Source organism: Serratia sp. AR11 (assembly GCF_056376275.1).
This window is the reverse complement of record NZ_CM150739.1, coordinates 2,399,692-2,413,791: the sequence shown is the minus strand read 5'-3', so window position 1 is coordinate 2,413,791 and position 14,100 is coordinate 2,399,692. Positions and strand designations below refer to the sequence as shown.

The 14,100-nt window shown below is 47.3% G+C and carries 16 protein-coding genes; 2 read left to right on the top strand and 14 right to left on the bottom strand.

All coding sequences use genetic code 11. The features are described 5' to 3' along the window. The 11 genes from ACSOSI_RS11475 to ACSOSI_RS11425 form a co-directional block, all read right to left on the bottom strand. A complete protein-coding gene (locus ACSOSI_RS11475) occupies positions 1-240 on the bottom strand; it encodes a hypothetical protein (RefSeq protein WP_476707102.1) in 240 nt (79 codons plus the stop codon). Next, a complete protein-coding gene (locus ACSOSI_RS11470) occupies positions 240-2,636 on the bottom strand; it encodes a S8 family serine peptidase (protein WP_476707101.1) in 2,397 nt (798 codons plus the stop codon). Before ACSOSI_RS11470 ends, ACSOSI_RS11475 begins: the two co-directional genes overlap by 1 nt. After that, positions 2,633-3,823, bottom strand: a complete 1,191-nt coding sequence (locus ACSOSI_RS11465; RefSeq protein WP_476707100.1) for an AAA family ATPase — start codon at positions 3,821-3,823, stop codon at positions 2,633-2,635. Before ACSOSI_RS11465 ends, ACSOSI_RS11470 begins: the two co-directional genes overlap by 4 nt. A 296-nt stretch (positions 3,824-4,119) precedes the next feature. Then, positions 4,120-6,396 carry a replication endonuclease gene (locus ACSOSI_RS11460; RefSeq protein ID WP_476707099.1) on the bottom strand — a complete coding sequence of 759 codons (2,277 nt, stop codon included), beginning with the start codon at positions 6,394-6,396 and terminating at the stop codon, positions 4,120-4,122. Then, on the bottom strand, positions 6,393-6,605 hold the full coding sequence (locus tag ACSOSI_RS11455) for a hypothetical protein (protein ID WP_476707098.1): 213 nt from the start codon (positions 6,603-6,605) through the stop codon (positions 6,393-6,395). The genes ACSOSI_RS11460 and ACSOSI_RS11455 overlap by 4 nt, the downstream gene beginning before the upstream one ends. Next, a complete protein-coding gene (locus ACSOSI_RS11450) occupies positions 6,595-6,885 on the bottom strand; it encodes a DUF5405 family protein (RefSeq protein WP_476707097.1) in 291 nt (96 codons plus the stop codon). Before ACSOSI_RS11450 ends, ACSOSI_RS11455 begins: the two co-directional genes overlap by 11 nt. 2 nt (positions 6,886-6,887) lie before the next feature. Continuing rightward, positions 6,888-7,103, bottom strand: coding sequence for a TraR/DksA family transcriptional regulator (locus ACSOSI_RS11445; RefSeq protein WP_261434575.1), 216 nt, complete (start codon positions 7,101-7,103; stop codon positions 6,888-6,890). A gap of 2 nt (positions 7,104-7,105) precedes the next feature. Then, positions 7,106-7,405, bottom strand: coding sequence for a DUF5405 family protein (locus ACSOSI_RS11440; protein ID WP_476707096.1), 300 nt, complete (start codon positions 7,403-7,405; stop codon positions 7,106-7,108). Beyond that, positions 7,398-7,655: a DUF2732 family protein gene (locus ACSOSI_RS11435; RefSeq protein WP_476707095.1), complete on the bottom strand. Its 258-nt coding sequence runs from the start codon at positions 7,653-7,655 to the stop codon at positions 7,398-7,400. Before ACSOSI_RS11435 ends, ACSOSI_RS11440 begins: the two co-directional genes overlap by 8 nt. A gap of 63 nt (positions 7,656-7,718) precedes the next feature. Then, the gene (locus ACSOSI_RS11430; RefSeq protein WP_476707094.1) at positions 7,719-8,219 is read right to left on the bottom strand and encodes a replication protein B; all 501 of its coding nucleotides are present in this window, start codon (positions 8,217-8,219) and stop codon (positions 7,719-7,721) included. 191 nt (positions 8,220-8,410) lie between these two features. After that, positions 8,411-8,686: a Cox family DNA-binding protein gene (locus ACSOSI_RS11425; protein WP_218218006.1), complete on the bottom strand. Its 276-nt coding sequence runs from the start codon at positions 8,684-8,686 to the stop codon at positions 8,411-8,413. A 120-nt stretch (positions 8,687-8,806) separates the two neighbouring features. Between ACSOSI_RS11425 and ACSOSI_RS11420 the strand changes: the two genes are divergently transcribed. Continuing rightward, complete coding sequence (locus ACSOSI_RS11420; protein ID WP_476707093.1) at positions 8,807-9,106, top strand: helix-turn-helix transcriptional regulator; 300 nt, start codon at positions 8,807-8,809, stop codon at positions 9,104-9,106. 87 nt (positions 9,107-9,193) lie between these two features. Then, entirely contained in the window at positions 9,194-10,177 is a 984-nt protein-coding gene (locus tag ACSOSI_RS11415) for a phage integrase (RefSeq protein ID WP_476707092.1), read from the top strand. A gap of 145 nt (positions 10,178-10,322) precedes the next feature. On the opposite strand, the gene ihfA is transcribed toward ACSOSI_RS11415, so the two are convergent. From ihfA to pheS, 3 genes are read right to left on the bottom strand one after another with little or no spacing between them, the layout of a single operon-like run. Beyond that, positions 10,323-10,619: an integration host factor subunit alpha gene (gene ihfA, locus ACSOSI_RS11410; RefSeq protein WP_004943604.1), complete on the bottom strand. Its 297-nt coding sequence runs from the start codon at positions 10,617-10,619 to the stop codon at positions 10,323-10,325. Positions 10,620-10,623: 4 nt separating this feature from the next. After that, the gene (gene pheT / locus ACSOSI_RS11405; protein WP_476707091.1) at positions 10,624-13,011 is read right to left on the bottom strand and encodes a phenylalanine--tRNA ligase subunit beta; all 2,388 of its coding nucleotides are present in this window, start codon (positions 13,009-13,011) and stop codon (positions 10,624-10,626) included. 14 nt (positions 13,012-13,025) lie between these two features. Next, entirely contained in the window at positions 13,026-14,009 is a 984-nt protein-coding gene (gene pheS, locus ACSOSI_RS11400; RefSeq protein WP_012144881.1) for a phenylalanine--tRNA ligase subunit alpha, read from the bottom strand. Between the last annotated feature and the right edge of the window lie 91 nt (positions 14,010-14,100).

Genomic DNA, 14,100 nt, shown 5'->3' with positions numbered 1-14,100 from the left:
CTATTTAGGCTCCCCACAGAAACGACATTGCTCCAAAGGTGCTGCAAGGGTCTCACCTCTACCTGTAATAGAATAGGTAAGCCCCCCACCGCCAACCTTCGCACTTAATTGATCTATAAGATTTTTGATTTCACATAGTTCCTCATGGTAAGATTTAACCTGCTTATAGCCCTTCATTTCTTCCAATCGGATACTAATTTTATCCAAATCATAAGTTATTTGTGATTTTCTAATTTTCATCAGACTCTAACCTCATCGCGTATCGTAATATCTTCTATTTCGGCACCCAAAGTAATCAATTCTTGCCTCATTTCATTATATACAGACAAAGATTTACCAGAAGGATCTTCTACAGTAACGATAACTGAGAACTTAATTCCTTCGATTGGATAGTCCATACTATCTCTAACTTGAGATGTTACTCTCAATCTCCAGTTAGTTGAATTACCAAAACCTGCTTTACTAGCACGTTCATATGCTTTTGTAGGCCACCATTTAAATCCTTGCTCGATGAGGTTTTTTTCAAAATTACTGTCTTCACCAAGTTTTATATCCCATATGGAGTTAACAGCTTTACCAAACGTACCTACATTATTTTTAATTTTTTGTTGTTGCAAGGATGCATCAACATTTGCTCGGATATATTCCTGCCCAAATTGCCGATCAATAGGTGGAGAGTAAACTAGCGTCATTTTTATTCTACCCCGGCATTTCCCATTAGCATTAGCTAATGACTTAGGCCAAGTAAAATTAAACTCTCCGACTTGCCCTTTCGATAAGACGCCTTCAAAAATAAAAGTGAACGAAGTTTCTTCCTTTGTAATCATGTCCTGTGAATTCATTGGAAAACCAAAGCCTACAAAATCACGAGCTTCTTTACTCATTGTTTTTGAAGATAGGCAGGCTGGTACCGAAGAATTATGAATCATCAAGGCTTTAAGCGAGGTTTTACTCAAATTTCCATTTGACTTCATATCAATGCTAGCCAATATTTTTGCAATGTGAGGTGCAGACAAACTCGTTCCATGAGAGTCAAACTTTAATTTATTCAATCCATCTAATGTGCAAAAACAAGAGTTATTTTCGTCACCAATTCCACCTACATGCACAACATCTGGCTTAATACCATATGAAGTAGCCGGCCCTCTTCTAGTATATCGAGTTGGGGCTTGATAAGTGATTAATTGGTTATTAATATGGTTTACAGAACCAACAGACAGTGAGCCAACAGAATCTGAGGGAATAAGAATTTTATCGGGCTCTTGATATCTTGCTAACATTTTAAAGACATCACTCTCATTGCTTGGCCATTCTTTTCTGTAATACTTTCCATCTAAATTTCCAACAGAAATAACAAATACAACATCTAATCTCGACGATATCTCATCAATCCTTGAAGCAAGGAAACTGTATTCATGAGCCGAGGATAATTGCTGGAAGTTTATGCTCATACTGACTATTCTATAACCAAGCTCTCTCGCAGCTTGAATTTCCAAATAGAGCCAGTCACTATACTCTGATAAATTTTCAAAATGGTCGCTAAAAGTATACTTATTTGACGGCATCCATATATCATAAATATCACACCCATCATTTTCAAGACACTCTAATTTCCCATTTAAAAACTTAGCCCCTATAAGAATACTAGCCATTTCATCAGCATGATACTCATTTAAAGGTGTATCACCCAAGGCATCTGACCTCTCTACCACCCATTCGCTAAGAATATTACTGCGAATTCCTTTATCTACTAATATAACCTTAGGATAGTTTGTATCAACTTCTCTTCTTGGGAAGTTTTTTATTTTTTCTTCTGAATTCTTAGCCTCTTTAGATACAACCATTATAGGGCTAGGATAATAACTTTTCACCAAAGGGTTTTTTTTCAGTTCATCAATCAGAGGCAAGATATCATGAGCATGAGCATCTGAATCCAACAAAGAAATTGACAAAATATTGTCTTGAAAAAATCTAGATTCTTTATTTATTTTTAAAAGTCTATTTTTATTTTTTAGTTGATCAATGAAAGATTTTTTTAATTCAATTATTTTATTTGAGTCGAGTGTGTCAGTGCTTTTAGGGATAAAAAGCTCAACAATAATACTATTCTTGTTTTCAATTATTTCTCTCGAAAACTCAACATCGCTTAGAGAGGACTTATCATTACCTGTATAGAGAGAAATATCTGTAATAGCACTAACCTCACTTCTCAAAGCACCAACCTTTGATACTATTTCGCCCTTGTTGTCGAATTTCACATCTGACTTTACTTTGGCCTGAGAAAGCCTCTCTACAAGAGTAGGTAGAGAACTTTCATTAGCTTGTACATATAATTCTCCAATTTCCCCACCACCTATAACAGGATGTTTGTGATTGAATAGAGCATTAGTAGGCCGATGGCTTTTTGCTATTGCCTCATCCTTTAATGAAATTTTCAACGTTGCAAAATTTTTGCTTTCTCTATTTTTTATTTCATTAGAGATTTCTGACGTTTTATTTATAAGTTCTGCCTTATGACGAGCAAAAGCCAGATCATCTCCATAGAAAAAATCTTTCTTACCCCCCCCGACATTAGGCTCAGGCTTGTATATATAACCACCACTATTTTTTATTTTAATGATGTTTTTTTTGCTCATAACTTATCCTTTATCCACCTTGAGACTGTGCTTTTATGTTTTCCCACTAAATTAGATATATCTTGAATGGAGTAACTATGTTGATTGACAAGTATTTTCGCTAATTCATGCTCACTCCCCAAAAGTAGCGCCTTTGTAAGTTCATTACTATGATTAGCATTTATTACAAAGTAAGCCTTGATTGCTCTAAACATATCCACACTAGAGCCATCATTAATTATTGTAAATCTTTTAATGAATTCTATGCAGTTTTTAATATCTGATGGGGTAAACCCATCCAGCACTATATTTAAAAAAGACAACTCTGCTTGGGACAACTCCATAGGTCTATAGTAATTCTTTATTATTTTTTCCCTAATAGCTTTTTGCGGTTTTTCTATCTTTATTTTATTTTGAAATCTGCGCCATACGGCTGGGTCTAGCAAATTCTCATGATTTGTAGTTGCAATTACAATACCTTTATCCTTCCTTCGATCTAAACATTGCAACAAGGTATTAACAACACGTTTTATTTCACCAACTTCTTTGCTGTCGTCTCTGTACTTTGCAATTGCATCAAACTCATCTAAAAACAAAACACAATTATATTTCTCTGCAAAATCAAATAAAGTTGAAATATTCCTTGCGCTTGTACCTAAATATGATGACAGTAATGAGTCTAATCTTGCTGAGACAAGAGGAAGACCAATTTTTGCAGCGAAGAATTTGGCTAACTCTGTTTTACCAGTCCCCGGCTCTCCAAAAAACAAACAGCTATAACTAGGTAATATACCATTATCCCTCAATTCATCAGCGTGCTTCCATTCAGCAAGTATTCCATCAATAGCTGAAGTTATATTTTCTTCAAAAAAATGAAAATCCTGAAATTTTCGTATCTGCTCAGGAAAAAGCACCTCAACTAAAGGCATGCTATTTTCTTTGTCTACAGGCAAAGGTGTTGATGGAGTTAGTTCATTAACTACAGGCGAAAACGCTTTACTCCAGGTTATCCCTTTGCTTTCCAGCCCAATAGTTTTTTTAGAATGGGCTTTATCAACCAAGGCACTTAATGCTCTTGCCTCGACTGTAAGCCCATCTTTTTCAAGAGCATCTCTTAATTTTAAAATACTCTTTATAACATCTGGCGTTGGTTCATTTTTTAAACTAAAACGACACAATGTCGCTATCAAATTCATATACTTAAGCATATTTATAACTTCTTTATAGTTGCAACACAATGCAACTATAAAGCATTAAATCACCATTTGAAAGCATGTTATGCGTTTTCTGCCTCAAATTACGCCGCTTTTAAGCGGATTACATGATTTATGTTGCATCAACACATCTTCATCCGTAAGTGATGGATGCGCCCAAGACTTTAACAACATCTGTCTATAACACATAATCGACCGTTAGACCTGATTCCTCTCGGTTCAATAACAGTGTCATAGGGCGGGAACCAATCCGCCGCTCACCCTGCCCATTAGTCCGAAAATCCTCTTCATCAATCGTTAGACAGAAAAGAAAACTTCAAACCATCAAACACCATCGATGCATCACCCGCCAGCGCTCGTAATTCCCACGGTTCCGGCGTTATACCGTGCAGTGCCAATTCAAACCGGATTTGAGGGATTTTTGCCCGCTCGGCCGGGGGCAAGCGAGCAGACGGCGCATCATTTCGGGATTTTCTCCGATTACTGGTGATTTCTTGGTGATTAACCTTTAGTGACTGCCCCCTTACCGCATCTCTAAGCGTCTTAGCCACGTCCGCGTCATTCCAGCTAACATCCCCGCTATCAATCAAATCCATCACCGCCGTGACATACTCAGGCGTTGCTACCTGCATATCTGGATCAGGTTCTCGCTGAACCTCCCCACAGTTATTGACAGGACTCCGAGGCGCGCCGGAGGCGCTTTTTAAAGTCAAAGGCTCAACGTCAACAGCCTTGCGAACAATGCGCCATTCTGTTGACCGGGTTTCATGGATATGACCTGCGCCAAGGTGCGGGGCAAAAATGCCGACAACCTTTTGCACCTCTTCGTCATAAACGTTCGGCTCATCGGCCACCTTGCGGGCGACGCGAACGGTCTGCGCATCACGCGGGACGTTTGCGCCCCCCTGCCCGGCCATGTAGGCGGCAAAGTCTCCAGCATCAGCCGCCGCACGCACTGCCTCGACTCGCTCATCAAAGGAATCGGACAGGCTCACGCCACGAAGGCAAGCGGCCCGGCACTCACGGTAAGCGCCCATGGTGGGAACGCCAATAGGCTGAAACTGCGGGATGCGCCACGTTGACGCCCAGGAGGTCACCGCCGCAGCCATATCGCGCAGTGGCTTGCCGGTGTCGTGGTCAATCTGGCCGTCGAGCGCATAACCGTCGATATTTTTGGCGATGTATTTGGCGATATACCCCGCCGCGCCGCCCTTGTTCATGTGCTTGGCTTCAAACCGGTTCTTTGCCGCGCCTCGCTCGTCGCCGTCCTCTTTCAAGGCATAGCGACGCATGATATCGATGACGTCCTGACGCTGCTTGCGTTGGCAAAAAAGCATCATATGCCAGTGCGGTGTACCGTCATGGTGTGGCTCAACGACGCGCATGCCGTAAACGCTCAAATCGTTGTCTTTAAACGCGGTGCGCATCTTGCTCCAGATGTGCACAAGATAACGCTGGCCGTCTTTCGGTGAAAAAGCCTCTAAATCCCAGTTGTGGTTAAACTGGACTTTTTCAGCCCCTTCTTTGCCGACGACGCGGGTCGGGTGATATTTCGATGGGGTGGTGATGGTAATAAACATGCCGACATGCTTCTCGCTGGCGGCAAATTTCTCTATCCCTGCGATGGTGCTCATCAGTTCCATGCGGCGGATTTCCGGGTTAGATATGCTTGCCATCACTTTATCAATCAGGTCAACACGCTCGCCGGTAGCGACGTTCTCCAGCTCGCACCCTTTCAGATAGTCCATATTGGCAAGCCGCCGGGCCTGCACCTCACGAATAGCCTGCTTACTCGCGTAAGGGTGTTTTTTGAGGTTCACTTCACCGGCAGCAATGAGCAACGCCTCACGCCAGCGCGTGCGCTGGGCCTTCAACTGGCGTTCCCACCACTCAGAGTTAACAAGGCGTGACAGACTGGCAACTGCTGACGTAGCGTCCAGCGTACCTTTGAGATATTTACGCCAGTGCATCGGAGTAATGTTAAAAGCCCGCGCCATATGCGCGATACGGCCATAGAATTCGGCCTGAACACTGTTGCTGATTAACTGTGAATTATCCCCGTTATTTTCAGCGATAAACTCCTCGCAATAGCGGTCATAATTTTGCAGCAATTGACCAGCAACGCGGTCAGCAAAGCGTCGCAACTCCTTGTCATCCGTGCCCGGCAGACTTGCATAGTTGTCCACCTCCGCCATAAAGCACGGCGATGCGTTAAGGTTCATCGCATTTTTATCGTTAACGATTTCAATGCGCGGCCAGATGCGGCGCTCAAACTGGAGTACAAGCCACTTATTGGCGGCGTGCAGCCCCTGCTCTTTCAGCAAATAGGTATGGCGGCCTAGAAAAATTAGGCTGAGGAAATGTGGCAAGGATTGAATTTTACGCAAAACAGCTTGCCCCTGAGCGTGTTGCTCACGGGTAAGCGGTCTTTCTCTTCCAATGGCGGGTTTTGGGGCGTTCCATGAATGAACACCGACGAACGGCTCGCCGGAAGTTGTAGCGAATGGCGGCGGCGGTGAGGGGGCTATACGCCCCCTTTCCTCTCTTTGTTCGCTGGCGTTGTTCATTTCTGCTTCCGGTTAGCCTGCCACTCGAACGACACCACCATTAAGAACAGAATCAGCGGGACACCCCACGCCGGGGACGTGACCTGCAACCATGAGCCATGGGGAACAAAACCCATGATTTTTAGGATTGATAAAACAATAGTGGCGGTATAAGCGCCCCATGAAAAAGGTGATGTCACCGCCATTAAAAATTGCTGCTTAATTGTCATTTTTTTCTACCGCGTAATGAGTGGAGAAAGCCTCTTGGCACAGCTTGCCGATGCGTTCAATCTCAGCGGCCAAACTGGCAATGCTGGTGACGGTTGAGTCGCGAACGTGGTGATGCACCAACCCGGAAACCAACTGCGTGACCGTCGGGTAATAACCAACTGCGTCGAGCCACACCTCGCCCTTTCTGCTGCCGGTTTTAACCAGTTTTTTCTGGTTTAAAATGAACTGATGGGCATCGCTGGTGACGACCCAATCCTTGCCGATAGGAATGCGCAGCATGATTAACCTCTGAAATGCTTAGTTTGTAGTTCGTGGATGGTTTGGCATGACACGCAACGAGTCACGCCGGGAAAGGCTGCACGACGCGCGGCCGGGATAGCTTGGTCACACTCCTCGCAAATTGACGCAGACACTCCGCCTTTAATGCGTGCCGCATTAATTTGCGCGGCGAGCGTCTCCTGCTGGCGCTGTTGCACCAAATCCATTAAATCCGGCATCGTTATAGCTCCGATTCGTTATTCAGTTGATTGAGTGCCTGCTGACCTAATTCCACAATGCGGTGCGATTCCTTCATCACCTCGCTAATGCTGGTAATCGTCTTAAGATAAACACCACGTTTCACAGAAAGATTAATAAGGTCAGCAACCAGCTTTAACTCACTTGAGTAAATAGCTCTGGTTGGATAGTATTTTTCCTTTGTCTCTTTATCTTTTTTCACTTCGGCCAGAATTAAACTGCCCGCTTCCATTTTCATGATGGCGAACGCGTTATTTATTTCCACATAATGTCGTTCAGCCATGATTAAAGCCCTGCTTATGCGCACGGCCTTCGTGGTCAAATTTATCCGACTCTTGACGCAGTAGTTCGATAATCTCAACGCTAGACAGGTGATTGACGGCGGCATGTGTTGCGAGGCGGTCAAGGCGAGATGAGAAGCTAACAGCGGCATCAACCTTTGCCTCAACACGTGCGTTGTTCAACATAAAATTACGTGAGTCCGCATCAGCCTTATTTCGCATTTCTTGGCCCACGGTTTTATACATGTGCATAGAGAACTCCAGATAAAAGAATGCCCGACGCAATAAAGCGCCTTTAAATTCAGAGCAGGTTAATTAATGGAAATATGCTTCGGGTTTAACCGAGGTCAATATAGTTGGCGCATGGTCAAATAAATTAAATAGCTCACGCAACGCTCTAAATAAAGCCTCGCGCCATGCGCAAGACTCATCATCAATTCGCCAGTATGGCTGATTGTATTCAGCCTCAGTTAGCCCAGCATGCAGAAATAAAGTGCGCCTTTGGCTGATAGTCAGTCGGCCAATAAAACCAGATTTACTAATGCCGTGTTTACGATAGGTAGCGAAGGCACTGCGAAGCTCATCAATGGCGCAAACAACACGCTCACGTTCGCAGTCACTCATTTCCTCCAGACGCATAACAGCATGGCGCTGCTTTAAGCCCGCATGAAAACAGACCGTCAGGCGCTCACGCTCCATCATCTGATTGTAAAAATTACAGGTGCTTTTCCAGCGAGGGGCGGCGAGGCGCTCTCCGACCAAAGCGCGCAGCCCGGCGGGCTGGTTACGAACAATACCGGCGGTGATAGCTGTCATTTTGATATACCTCGCAACACTGAATTGATGGAGGAGATCCAACGGCTGGCCCGGCGAGTACGAATGACGATACCTTTCCGGCCCTTGCCGTGGGTGATAGTGATATCAAGCACGCGGCCGGTCTGGTGATTCCAGAGCATCGGAGCTATTGAGATAGGTTGTTGCATGTTTTTATCCCTCTTTCACCTGCGTCAAGACGATGGTTCACCAAGCCCCAACCACAAAAGCCACCCATCACGAATTTCTTTCGGGCGGCGCTCATAGGCTAATTTCAAACCCGCATTCCACGCCGGTAGGTAAACCCAATGCTCTGCGCGTGCTGTAGGAGTCTCGGGATTGCGCATTTCAACCGTTGGCAATTTGCCCTTATCAATCATCCCTCGCACTGCATCAGGGGTTTTCCCAATAACTTTGGCAAATTCCTGATATGGCAATGCATCCGACAAACTTACGATTTGTTTGCTCATCTGCTAATCTCCTATCTAGATCTAACCAATTGCCTAGAGTTGCTTCTGATGGCTTACAGTTGGTTAGATGATTTATGAAAATTGTTTTATTTGTTCTATATATTAGAGGATGTTGAAAACATGTCAAGCGTGATAGGCGAAAAGCTGGCTCTTGTCAGAGAGTCTGAAAGGCTCAATAGAAAGCAATTTGCTGAAATTACAGAAGTTCCGTATAGCTCCCTTACTTACTACGAAAGCGGGCGTTCAACACCACCAACAGACATCACGATGAAAATATTTAGCCACTCGCGCTTTCAAAAGTACGCGCTTTGGTTCTTTACTAACCAGATAGCACCAGAGTCCGGGCAGATAGCACCGGCACTCGCACACTTTGGGCAAGAGGCAACAACCTCGCAGCACTCCGGCCAAAAGATTGGCTAATCATTCACCTAAGTTATTTATTTAACACTTTTGGGGTAAGGGCTTGTTGCGTACCTGAAAGTAAAAACTTCCTCAGAGGGCTTCGCGATGGCGATTAAGAAGCTCGAAGATGGTCGATATGAAGTGGACATTAGGCCGAACGGGCGCAACGGAAAGCGCATCCGTCGGAAATTTGATAGGAAGCATGAAGCACAAGCTTTTGAGAAGTACATAACCGTCAGCTATCACGACAAAGAATGGCTCTCTAAGCCTACGGATAAAAGGTCATTATCGGAGCTGGTTATACTATGGTGGAGCTATCATGGTAAGAACAACAACCATGGGCCATCCTACCTAAAAAAACTGGAGCGTATTACGCGAATGATGGACAACCCAGCCGCATTTCAGATTGATAAATCCCGCATTACAGCTTATCGATCGGCGCGGCTAGCCGAAGGCATTAAAGCATCCAGCATTAATCGCGAAATGACAGCGATAAGCGGAATGTTTACCGACCTTATTGACTCAGGGCTTTACTGTGGTGAGCATCCGATTCGCGGTAGCGGGAAACTCAAAGAAGCCAACACAGAAATGACTTACCTTGCCCGTGAGGAAATAAGCGCATTGCTGCAGGCTCTGGATGGCGATAATCGCCGGGTTGCCGTTCTGTGCCTGAGCACTGGCGCGCGATGGGGAGAAGCCATCAAACTCAAAGCGGAGCATGTCATTCACAACCGTGTGACGTTTGTTCAGACAAAAAATGGTAAAAGGCGCAGCGTTCCTATTTCTCAAGAAGTCTCTGACGAAATCTTATCTCAGAAGTCCGGGCTACTATTTCCGCGAGCTTCTTACAATCATTTCCGAGAGATATTGAAGGCGACTAAACCGAACCTCCCCCATGGGCAAGCATCGCATTCGTTGCGCCATACATTCGCAACTCATTTCATGATGAACGGGGGCAATATCATCACGCTCCAGCGGATACTTGGTCATGCGCGAATTGAACAAACAATGAACTACGCTCACTTTGCGCCCGACTTTCTACAGGATGCAATTTCCTATAATCCGCTGGGAGGGAAAATCAATGTTTAGCGTCCACAACGCGTCCACACATAGATGGTTTTCTGGTGGCTGTAGTTGCCTGTGGTGTAACTTAACCTTCTGTTTTATATAGGTAGCACTGGTATTCAAGGCAAGAAAAAGGCCGCAAAAGCGGCCTTTTTTGGTTTCACGCAACTTACTCTTTCGGGCTTGCGTTCTCTACCCGACTTTTCAGTTTTTGCCCTGGACGGAAAGTGACCACGCGACGCGCCGTAATCGGAATGTCTTCGCCGGTCTTCGGGTTACGCCCCGGACGTTGGTTCTTGTCACGCAAATCAAAATTGCCAAAACCTGACAGTTTAACCTGCTCACCGTTTTCAAGAGCACGACGAACCTCTTCGAAAAACAGTTCTACCAGGTCTTTGGCATCCCGTTTGCTAAGCCCAAGCTTTTCAAACAGGTGTTCTGACATTTCAGCTTTAGTAAGCGCCATAGGTTCAATCCCTCAAGGATGCTTGGAATCGCTGTTTTAGAGCCTCTACACATTTTGCAACGGTAACGGCTATCTCCTCTTCTTCCAGTGTACGAGCGGTATCCTGCAATACCAGACTGATAGCCAGGCTCTTATAACCCTCTGCCACGCCCTTGCCACGGTACACATCAAACAAGTTTACGCCAACTACCTGATTTGCGCCAACTTTCTTACACTCTGCCAAAATATCTTCTGCGGGGACGTTTTCAGCCACCACAACGGCGATATCACGGCGGTTTGCCGGGAAGCGAGAAATCTCCCGCGCCTGAGGTACGGCGCGGCTTGCGACCTTGTCCCACTCCAGTTCAAACACCACTGTGCGGCCGTTAAGATCCAGTTTACGTTCAAGTTCCGGATGAACCACACCGATGAAACCTACACGTTCACCCTGGAAATAAATCGCTGCGCTCTGCCCTGGGTGCAGGGCCGGATTAGCCTCTGCCTTGAACTGAATTTCGGATAATTTACCGGTCAGCTCCAGGACAGACTCCAGATCCCCTTTTAAATCATAGAAGTCGACTGGCTTACGCGCCAGATCCCAATGTTCTTCATGCGTATGGCCCGCAATCACCCCTGCCAGCATGACGTCCTGACGGATACCCAGATTTGCCGCAGTATCAGGGACAAAGCGCAGGCCGCTTTCAAACAGGCGCAGACGCGTCTGCTGGCGATTCTGGTTATAAACCACCGCGGACAACAAGCCGGTCCACAGCGACAAACGCATGGCGGACATCTCTACCGAGATTGGGCTTGGCAGGATCAGCACTTCTTCGCCCGGGTGCAGCAAGGCCTGTACTTTAGGATCAACGAAGCTGTAGGTGATCGCTTCCTGGTAACCGTGATCGACCAGCATGGTCTTCACGCGTTTCAGTGTCAGATCTGCTTCGCGATGCTTGGTCATGATCAGGTCAGCGCGGACCGGCACGTCAGGAATGTTGTTGTAGCCGTAAACACGCGCCACTTCTTCCACCAGGTCTTCTTCGATTTCCATATCGAAACGCCAGCTCGGCGCAACCGCCAGCCAGTTATCGCCCTGCTCGGTCACCTGGCAACCCAGACGACACAAAATGTCACTGACCTGCTCGCTTGGCACCACATGGCCAATCAGGCGATCGAGCTTTTCACGACGTAAGGTAATGGTAGCGCGCTTCGGCAATTCACTTTCGGTGGTCACATCGATAACCGGGCCGGCCTGGCCGCCACAGATATCAATCAACAGGCGAGTCGCACGCTCCATCGCTTTGTACTGCAGCGCCGGATCAACACCACGCTCGTAACGATGAGAAGCATCAGTGTGCAGACCCTGACGGCGTGCGCGGCCGGTAATGGCCAGCGGATTGAAGAACGCACATTCCAGCAGCACGTCCTGGGTGGATTCATTCACCCCTGAGTGCTCACCACCGAAGATGCCGCCCATCGCCAGGGCTTTCTGGTGATCGGCAATCACTAAGGTATCGGCATTCAGTTTGGCTTCGGTACCGTCCAGCAGCGTCAGAGGCTCCCCAACGTTGGCCATACGCACCACGATACCGCCTTCGATGCGGCTCAGGTCGAAGGCATGCATTGGCTGCCCCAGTTCCAACAGCACGTAGTTGGTAACGTCCACCACCGCATCTATAGAACGAATGCCGCAGCGACGCAGCTTCTCACGCATCCACAACGGGCTGGCGGCCTTGACGTCGATACCTTTCACTACGCGGCCAAGGTAACGCGGACACGCCTGTGGCGCATCGACGCGGATCGGCAGCGTATCGTTAATGGTGGCAGCAACCGGGCTCATGTCCGGTTCGGTCAGGGCAACCTGGTTCAGCACCCCAACGTCACGCGCCACGCCAATAATGCCCAGGCAATCGGCGCGGTTCGGCGTTACGCTGATTTCGATCGCGTTGTCATCCAGCTTCAGATATTCACGGATATCGGTGCCAATCGGTGCGTCTTCCGGCAACTCAATGATACCGTCGTGATCGTCAGTAATACCCAGCTCGGAGAACGAGCACAGCATCCCTTCCGAAGGTTCACCGCGCAGTTTGGCGGCTTTGATTTTGAAATCGCCCGGCAGCACCGCGCCCACGGTAGCAACGGCCACTTTCAGACCGGTACGGCAGTTTGGTGCACCACAGACGATATCCAGTAAGCGATCGCCGCCCACGTTGATCTTGGTCACGCGCAGTTTGTCGGCGTTCGGATGCTGACCGCACTCAACCACATGGCCCACGACAACGCCATTAAAGGCACCGGCTACCGGCTCCACGCCGTCCACTTCCAGGCCGGCCATGGTGATTTGATCGGATAATGCTTCGCTGCTGATGGCCGGGTTTACCCACTCGCGCAACCAGAGTTCACTGAATTTCATGTAATATTCCCGCCTTACTTAAACTGTTTGAGGAAGCGCAGATCGTTTTCGAAGAACGCACGCAGGTCGGTAACGCCGTAACGCAGCATCGTCAGACGCTCCATACCCATACCGAAAGCGAAGCCGGAGTAAACTTCCGGATCGATACCCACGTTGCGCAGCACGTTCGGGTGAACCATGCCGCAGCCCAGAACTTCCAGCCACTTGCCGTTTTTGCCCATCACATCCACTTCAGCGGAAGGTTCGGTAAACGGGAAATAAGAAGGACGGAAACGAACCTGCAAATCTTCTTCAAAGAAGTTATTCAGGAAATCATGCAGCGTGCCCTTCAGGTTGGTGAAGCTGATGTCCTTGTCGACAATCAGGCCTTCCATCTGATGGAACATCGGAGTATGCGTCTGATCGTAGTCATTACGGTAAACACGACCCGGCGCAATAATGCGGATTGGCGGCTGCTGCTCCTTCATGGTGCGGATCTGCACGCCAGAAGTTTGGGTGCGCAGTAAACGCGTAGCATCGAACCAGAAGGTATCGTGATCGGCACGCGCCGGGTGGTGACCCGGAATATTCAGCGCGTCGAAGTTATGATAGTCGTCTTCAATCTCAGGCCCGGTCTCTACGGAGAAGCCCAGTTCGCCGAAGAAGGCTTCAATTCGGTCGATGGTGCGGGTTACCGGATGCAGCCCACCGTTTTCCATACGACGGCCCGGCAAAGAAACGTCGATGGTTTCTGCCGCCAGACGCTCATTCAACGCAGCAGATTCCAGCGCATTCTTACGCGCGTTCAGCGCTTCCTGTACCGCCTGCTTTGCCTGGTTGATCACCGCTCCGGCCGCCGGGCGATCTTCTGCCGGCACGTCACGCAGCGATTGCATCTGTAAGGTAAAATGGCCTTTCTTGCCTAAATATTCGACGCGTACCAAATCTAACGCGGCAACATCCTGGGCATCTTCTACGGCTGCCTTGGCATTGGCAACCAGCTCTGCGAGATGTGGCATTGCTTTCCTCTTCCTCTGGCCGATATGGCTCTAAGTAATTGTTATCTATTATTCGAACACGCCTTTGGCTCAACTCCAAAGCATTTTAAGT